The organism is Apilactobacillus sp. EABW-1NA (assembly GCF_030398685.1).
GTDB lineage: Bacteria > Bacillota > Bacilli > Lactobacillales > Lactobacillaceae > Apilactobacillus > Apilactobacillus waqarii.
Genome location: NZ_JAPDKO010000019.1, coordinates 20672 through 28435, shown reverse-complemented (window position 1 = coordinate 28435; position 7764 = coordinate 20672). Strand labels below are relative to the sequence as shown.

Genomic DNA, 7764 nt, shown 5'->3' with positions numbered 1-7764 from the left:
ACTTTCTGGATTGTTGTTTAATCAATTTATCTAATTTTGAGAAGAAAGTTCCAATTTTTTGTTGTTCGTCTTCCTTTGGAACCTTTATTGTCATTAATTTAATGTCAGATGAATTTATAGAATCAAAGGTTGAACCTGAACTAAATCTTTTCCATAATCCTTTATCTTTTATGTTAACTAATGAATAATAATCAAATTTATTTCCTGACAATGAGGCAACTCCACGTCCAATTACTACATTATCAAACTGATTGAAAGCTAATTCACCAACAGGAGCTCTTACAGTCATGATTATTTCATCCTTTTTAGATGTTCTTGTTATTTCTTTTGTATAAACTCTCGGCTTTATTTTTCCATTTAATATATCGGCATTTCCTTGAACAAGAATACTATTTTTATTATCATCAGTATAATTTTCAGAATGAGGAGATTGTCCCATCTTAACACACAATTTATCTCCTAATTTTTCCTCCTTCCACTCCCCACTAAAACCACTAAATCTTAATCGAGGTACTGTTTCACCCTCTTGTGGAAACATCTTCTGTAAGTATCCACGCTTTAGTTTCTTTAATTGATCTACCTTTTGGGTTTGAAGTTCAATTAGTTTGTCTTGTTTTATAAAGAATTCACCTATTTTTTGTTGTTCTAAACTATCAGTACTGATTCTTATTCGTTTGCTATTTAATTCAGGCTTAGTAATTCCTTTGATGGAAGTACCCTGAAGACTATTCTTTAATACGTTCATTAGATTATATATTAAATATAAAGCATACATAGTTTTAGTTTTAAATCCAGAAATTGATAAAAAATCTTGACTTGTAGAATAATCAAAATCAATCAAAGCTAATTTCCCAACTCCTACTCTAGTAACGATTGCAATAGAACCACCTGGAATAACCTTTACACTTGATTTAACAATAGCCTTCTCAGATATTTTTTTGTTAACATTTTCTTTTGTTAACTTTCCTTCAACTAAGTCTGAACTTTGAAACCATGGTATAGTTCCATCATTCCAGAAATCTTGATTTTTTTTACTTGGAGTTCCTCCTCCATAACTTTTAGTATATATTTCTGAAAACTTTATTTCTTTCCATTCGTCACTAAATCCACTAAACCTTAAATCAGGTAATTTTTTATATGCCATAATAAACAGACTCTTTTCTAAATATGTATTAACTAGTAGATATTTTAACATATTAGCAATTATAAAATTTGACAAAATAAAAAAGAGCAGATAAAATTTGCTCTTTTTTATACCGTCCCCACAACGATTATTGTTCTAATAAATACTTATTAACTTCTTGTTTATTAAAGAAATATGCATCCACGTCAGTAATAAAGTGAACTGGTAAACCATCTTTTAGCATCTTATCAAGCGTTGGATAACTAACACCTAACCATTTTGCAAATCTACGCTTACCTTTTATCCATGGATTATCATTAATTTGTTCAATGTGATCAAGTAAATCATTTAACCGCTTTGCTGTAATTTCATCCATTTCAAATCCTCCTTTGGAACTTAACCATTCTACAAGTTTTGATTTTGTCACATCATATATATTGTAATTACCATTAAACATTGTTGAAATTGTCACTTCTGATATTCCAGCTTCTTCTGCTAATTGTTTTGCTGATATGTGTAACTCTCCACACTTTCTCATAACTTGTTTAATTACGAATTCACTCAAATAAACATCTCCTTTTGAATACTTTAGTACACAAAATGAGTATTTCTATACACATAATATTAACACTAATATATCATTTTGAGACACAAAATCATAATAAAGTTGTATTTTTGAAAACTAAAGGTTACAATATGTAACTGTTAAGGAGGTGAAATTATGATTGAAAACAAGTTAAATGTTCTACTTGCAGAAAGACAATTAACTGCCATTGATGTTTACAAAGCTACTGGAATCTCTAGAAAGTCATTAGGTAACATCATTCACGGAACTAATCCAAAAGCAGACACTTTAAATAAGTTATGTATGTACTTACACGTTACTCCTGCGGAATTCTATATATATAGCCCATACGAGCTAAATTTTAGCACTGTAAGCACTGAAAATAAGAATGCATATAAATTATTTACTTCAATTGTTCATTACCAAGAAGAGTCATTAATTGAGTCTACTTTCGTCATTGAGCAAATCCAAGATAGAAATTATATTGTTTCATTTAACAATTCAGCTGATCTGATGGAAATTATTAATAAGCAAAACATAATCTTCCATAATAGATTAAAAGAAAGAATTGAAAACGAAGTAGAATCATTGATTTGTATGGAAAATGGTTTCATTGAAAACACTAAAGGTAAAGTATATGTAACTTATAAAATGCCATGGATATCAAGCTACCAAAAAATTTATTCTCGTAAATAATGTTGTAATTCACTCAAATAAACAAAATAATACTTCTATTCCATTTACATACCGTCCCCACTATCGTGTGTAGGAGGAGTATTATGGCAACAATTAAAAAGTATAAATTAAAAAATGGTGAAACAAGATACATGTTTAATGCATATATCGGTAAAGATATTAATGGAAAACAATTAAACACAACTAGACGTGGTTTTAAAACAAAAAAAGAAGCCCAACTAGCTTCTTCAAGAATATTAATTGATATTAACAACGGTAAAAAAGTTACTAATGAAGATGATATTTTATTTATAAACTTATATGAATCTTGGTTAGAATCATATGTAAATACAGTACGTGTTTCAACATACTCAAAAGCTGTTAGAATATTTGAAAATCACATATTACCTTATTTCAATAACATCAAAGTAAACGAGATCAAGCCAAAAAATGTACAACGTGTTGTAAACCAATGGTATAAGATTGCGGAATGTAACTATAAAAAATGGTTCTACTATCTTCAATCAGTTTTAAACTATGCAATTAAGAATGAGTATATAACTAACAATCCATGTAAGATGGTAACTTTACCAAAGAGAAAGCAAAAACCCGGAAATAAGCCTGCTAACTTTTGGACTAAAGAAGAATTACAAATATTTTTTAATTGTATTGATAAAGATAAAGAACCTGAAAAGTTTACTCTATTTAGATTATTAGCTTTTACTGGTATGCGACGTGGAGAATGCCTTGCACTAACTTGGAATGATGTAGATTTTAACAAAGGTACTATCCGTATTAATAAAAATCTTACTCAAGGTATGCATGGAGAACAAATCATCCAGCCTCCTAAGACGCAAAAAAGCAACAGAACTATCATTATTGATAATACAACGTTACATTATCTACAGAATTGGAGACTGAAACAAAAACAATTATTTTTAACTTTTGGCTTTAATACCTTTAAAAAGAATCAATTAATATTTGCATCTTCAAAGAATAATTACAAATCTTTAAATCAACCTGGCAAGTGGTTAAATAAGATAATCAATGATCATGATTTAAAGAAAATAACTGTTCACGGCTTTAGACATAGCCATGCATCAGCATTATTTGCAGCAGGTGCAACGATAAAAGAAGTTCAAGAAAGACTCGGTCATGAAGATGCGCAAACAACTATGAACATTTATACTCACGTTACATCTAAGCAAAATAAAAATGCAGTTAAAAAATTAAGTAGTTACTTAAATTTCTAACTGCATAAAAAATGACGTAGTTTTGACGTAGTTTATAGTTAATAATAACTAACTATAAATGACTGATATGTACACCACAAATGCTTATAAACACCGTCACGTTAACGCTCATTAACAGTAATTGAACGGTATGACATTGTGGTTAAAGGAGAGTACAGGAGTCGAACCTGCCCGCCGGTGTTACCGGGTCGTCGGATTTCGAGTCCGATGCATTACCGCTCTGCCAACTCTCCATAAAAAAGGATGCACTAAGCATCCAATAAATTTAGTATTTTAGTAAGCTAAGAATATCGTAATCCTTAATCTTTTCTCTACCCTTTAATGCTTCAATTTCAACAATAAAAGCAGCTCCAACAACAATTCCGCCTAGTTGTTCAACAATCTTGATTGTTGCTTCAATTGTTCCACCAGTTGCAAGTAAATCATCAGTGATAAGAACTCTTTGGCCTGGCTTTACAGCATCAGAATGTAGGTAAAGTGATGACTTTCCGTATTCTAATCCGTAAGAAGCACTAACTGTCTTACCTGGTAATTTACCTTTCTTTCTAGCTGGTACGAATCCAATGCCTAAATCATAAGCAACTGGACAACCAACAATGAAGCCACGCGCTTCGGGGCCAACGATTAAGTCAACTTTCTTTTCTTTAGCATACTTTACTATCTCATCGGTAGCTTGGTGATATGCTTGTCCATCTTCCATTAATGGTGAGATATCTCTAAATAAAACACCTGGTTCTGGAAAATCTTCGTAACTTGCAATGTAGTCATGCAAATCAAGTGCCATTAGCCAATAACTTCCTTTCATTAACCCAAACAAATGCGAATAGCTTGTTTAAACTTCTCTTTACTAATTGTCAAAAGTTGTTTTTCAGCTTCGATTTGTTTCTCTCTATTCTGGTATGCGTGACTGTTTGATAAATCACTGTTAACCAGATCAGGATTATAATTCATAATTCCATCATTAATATAAACGAAATTTAATTCATTAAATACATCTACCATGAAGATAAATATATCACGGTCAATGCCTAAATAGCGACTAATTTCATCTACTTTATCATGTATCTGAATGTTGTTATGCGTCTTAATGAACTTAAATAGTTTAGCATATTGAGCACGGTTTGGCATCCCCTTTTTAAAAATATAATGATTTTTGAAAAGGTAAAATGTCACGCTATTAAAACTAATTTCACTTAAAGCATCCTGCAAATGTGAAATATCACTAGGACAATCAACAATTATTATATTATCAAATTTATCAAATGAAGACAAATCAGGATATAGGCCAACAGTGGAGTCAGAGCCTACAAATGGACGCAACTTATTGTATAGTTTTTCATTAAAGAATAAGTATGCAGCAGCTGGTTCAAACATTTCTTTTGCAACAACTTGTGTTCTTTTATCAACAATTTCAACACCACTGCTGTACATATCATCCAACATGATTTGAATGGTTGTGCGACCCTTCCAGGTATTCTTTTCCAAGTGACCAGCAACCTTCATTGCATCGCTGTTAGCCAATAAGTCATCGGCCAGTGCACCGTTCTTAAACGCTAGTACATTGACCCTGCTACCATGATCAACCATTTGGAATTTTAGATGACTATTATCCTTCCCCATTGTTTGAACGTTAGTAACGTTTTGTGGTGTAAATTCGAATACTGGGAATTCATTATCAGTACCAAATGGTGCCAATAATTGAACTTGGTTAAACAAGTCTTCGTTTACATCACTGCAACTTAAGTCAGCAAAAATGTTTAATGGTGCTTTGACTTGGTCTGATAATTCATGTTCTTTAGCGTATTTATCTAAATGATCGATTAAGGCTGTGACGTCATCTTCTTTTATACTTAATCCAACAGCCATTTCATGGCCACCAAATGACACCATTTGATCTCTCATACCATTGATTGCATCGAATAAATTAAATCCTTCGACACTTCTACCTGACCCCTTTAGGATTCTAGTGTTAGTATCCAAGTTCATGACGATGCTTGGTTTATGGAATTGTTCTACCAAACGACTGGCAACAATTCCAACAACGCCTTCGTGCCAGTTTTGACCATATACGACCAACACTGCACTTTCTGGTTGAGTTTGCGCTTGAATGATTGATTCGGTACTGATGTCTTCGACAAACTTACGACGCTTTTTATTTTGGTCTTCAGTGTCCTTAGCTAATTCTTCGGCCTTGATATCATCAAAGGTTGTTAATAATTCAACTCCGGAACTTGCACTACCCATTCGACCTAATGCGTTCAAACGAGGTGCTAATCCAAAACCAATGCTCTGTTCGTTAACAACTTCTTTAATCCCAGCTAGCTTAGCTAAGCTGTATAAACCTGGGCGTTCAGTGTTAGCAATCATTTGTAGACCATACTTTACAATCACTCTGTTTTCATCGGTTAATGAAACCAAATCGGCAACAGTTCCAATTGCGGCTAAATCCAAGAATTCTTCTGGTAGTTCACCCAATAGTGCAGTGGCTACTTTAAAAGCGATTCCTACTCCTGAGAATTCACCAAATGGGTATTCATGACCAGGATATCTAGCATGCACAATCGCATAGGCATCAGGTAGTTCGTCTGGCATTTGATGGTGATCGGTAATGATGACATCGCATCCCATTTTGTTTGCGACATCAACAGATTCTTTACCGGAGACACCGTTATCAACGGTCACCATTAACTTGGTCCCGTCATTAATTAAACGCTTGTACACTTCAGGATTTGGACCATAACCGTCGGTGAAACGATTAGGAACAAAGTATTCAACGTTGGCACCCAAATTTTCTAGTGTTTCATACATCACCGATGTACTTGTGATTCCATCAGCATCGTAATCCCCGTAAACGGTGATTTTTTCATCGTTTTCGATGGCACTAAAAATTCGTTTACATGTCTTTTCCATGTCGTGCAACAAAAAAGGATCTCTTAGATCACTCAACTGAGGGTTTAAGAAACCATTTATCTTGTCTTCACTGTCGTATCCCTTCTCAATCAATGATTCGACAATTCTAGGGCTAATCGATAGTGATTTCCCAATTGTCGTAGCATCGTTTGAGAGTTTCGTATTCGTATGTTTCCAATCAAAATTAGCGGAGATCATCTAATCAATCCTTTTGTCTTAATTATTTTTTTCAAACGGTATATCGACTATATCAAAGTCCTTAACAACCTTGGTGTTATTAAAGACAGTCTTTGCTTGATTTTGTAATTCGTAAGCCATCTTACCAGTGTATCTTGCTGAAACGTGAGTAAGTAATAGGCTGCCAACCTTAGCCTTAGTTGCTAACTTAGCAGCTTGCATGTTGGTTGAATGGTAATAGTTGTGAGCCAATCTACTTTCGCCCTTACCAAATGTACTTTCATGAACCAATACATCGGCATTTTGTGCCAAGTTGTAGCTGGTTGGGTTGCTCCTAGTATCACCAATAATGGTAACTGTTCTACCCTTTTGAGCTGGACCAATGAAGTCTTGGCCATTAATTTCTCTACCGTCATCTAAAGTAACAGTTTCACCATTCTTAATCTTTCCATATACCGGACCAGATGGAATGTTTGCTGCTTTTAACTTATCGACTAGTAGTTCACCTTGGTGGTCTTTTTCTTCAACTCTAAAGCCATAACAAGTAATTTGGTGATCTAATTCACCCATGGTTACCTTAAATTTATCATCTTCAAAAACAACACCTGGTTGTGATAATTCTTCAAAATTAATCTTGTAAGAAAGTTTAGTTTGAGATACTGATAAACTCACACGAACAAAGTCGGCGATTCCTTTTGGTCCATAAATTGTTAATGGAGTGTCACCACCTTGGAATGAACGTGAACTTAATAGACCTGGTAAACCAAAAATATGATCACCATGTAAGTGGGTAATGAAAATTTTATTGATTTTACGAGGCTTTAAGTTAGATCTCAAGATTTGTTGTTGAGTACCTTCACCACAATCAAACAACCATACTGAGTTGCATTCATCCAATAGTTTTAATGCTGTTGCAGCCACATTTCTAAATTTACCTGGAACCCCTGATCCAGTTCCTAAAAATTCTAATTGCATAAATTCATTTTTCCTTTTCTATTCGTAATATTCGATATATAAATTGTAGCACATAAAAAAAGATGGGATTAGTCCCATCTACTTTT

Annotated in this window: 7 protein-coding genes and 1 tRNA gene; 2 read left to right on the top strand and 6 right to left on the bottom strand. The window is 33.4% G+C overall.

Going from position 1 to position 7764, the window contains the following annotated elements; all coding sequences use genetic code 11:
• Together OEZ61_RS06045 and OEZ61_RS06040 are read right to left on the bottom strand one after the other, a co-directional pair.
• Positions 1–1144: restriction endonuclease subunit S (locus OEZ61_RS06045; protein ID WP_290047152.1), on the bottom strand; the 1144-nt coding region annotated here is incomplete at its 3' end.
• Positions 1145–1271: 127 nt separating this feature from the next.
• Positions 1272–1688, bottom strand: coding sequence for a helix-turn-helix transcriptional regulator (locus OEZ61_RS06040; protein ID WP_053795597.1), 417 nt, complete (start codon positions 1686–1688; stop codon positions 1272–1274).
• Positions 1689–1844: 156 nt separating this feature from the next.
• Between OEZ61_RS06040 and OEZ61_RS06035 the strand changes: the two genes are divergently transcribed.
• Together OEZ61_RS06035 and OEZ61_RS06030 are read left to right on the top strand one after the other, a co-directional pair.
• Positions 1845–2384 (top strand): helix-turn-helix transcriptional regulator, encoded by a 540-nt coding sequence (locus OEZ61_RS06035; protein ID WP_290047151.1) that lies wholly within the window; start codon positions 1845–1847, stop codon positions 2382–2384.
• Positions 2385–2467: 83 nt separating this feature from the next.
• Complete coding sequence (locus tag OEZ61_RS06030; protein WP_290047150.1) at positions 2468–3616, top strand: site-specific integrase; 1149 nt, start codon at positions 2468–2470, stop codon at positions 3614–3616.
• 146 nt (positions 3617–3762) lie between these two features.
• Here the strand turns inward: OEZ61_RS06030 and OEZ61_RS06025 are convergent.
• The 4 genes from OEZ61_RS06025 to rnz form a co-directional block, all read right to left on the bottom strand.
• A tRNA-Ser gene (locus OEZ61_RS06025) sits at positions 3763–3849 on the bottom strand.
• A gap of 32 nt (positions 3850–3881) precedes the next feature.
• Entirely contained in the window at positions 3882–4400 is a 519-nt protein-coding gene (locus OEZ61_RS06020) for an adenine phosphoribosyltransferase (protein ID WP_138742387.1), read from the bottom strand.
• A gap of 20 nt (positions 4401–4420) precedes the next feature.
• Positions 4421–6724, bottom strand: coding sequence for a single-stranded-DNA-specific exonuclease RecJ (recJ, locus tag OEZ61_RS06015; protein WP_290047149.1), 2304 nt, complete (start codon positions 6722–6724; stop codon positions 4421–4423).
• A gap of 18 nt (positions 6725–6742) precedes the next feature.
• Positions 6743–7678, bottom strand: coding sequence for a ribonuclease Z (gene rnz / locus OEZ61_RS06010; RefSeq protein ID WP_290047148.1), 936 nt, complete (start codon positions 7676–7678; stop codon positions 6743–6745).
• Positions 7679–7764 lie beyond the last annotated feature (86 nt).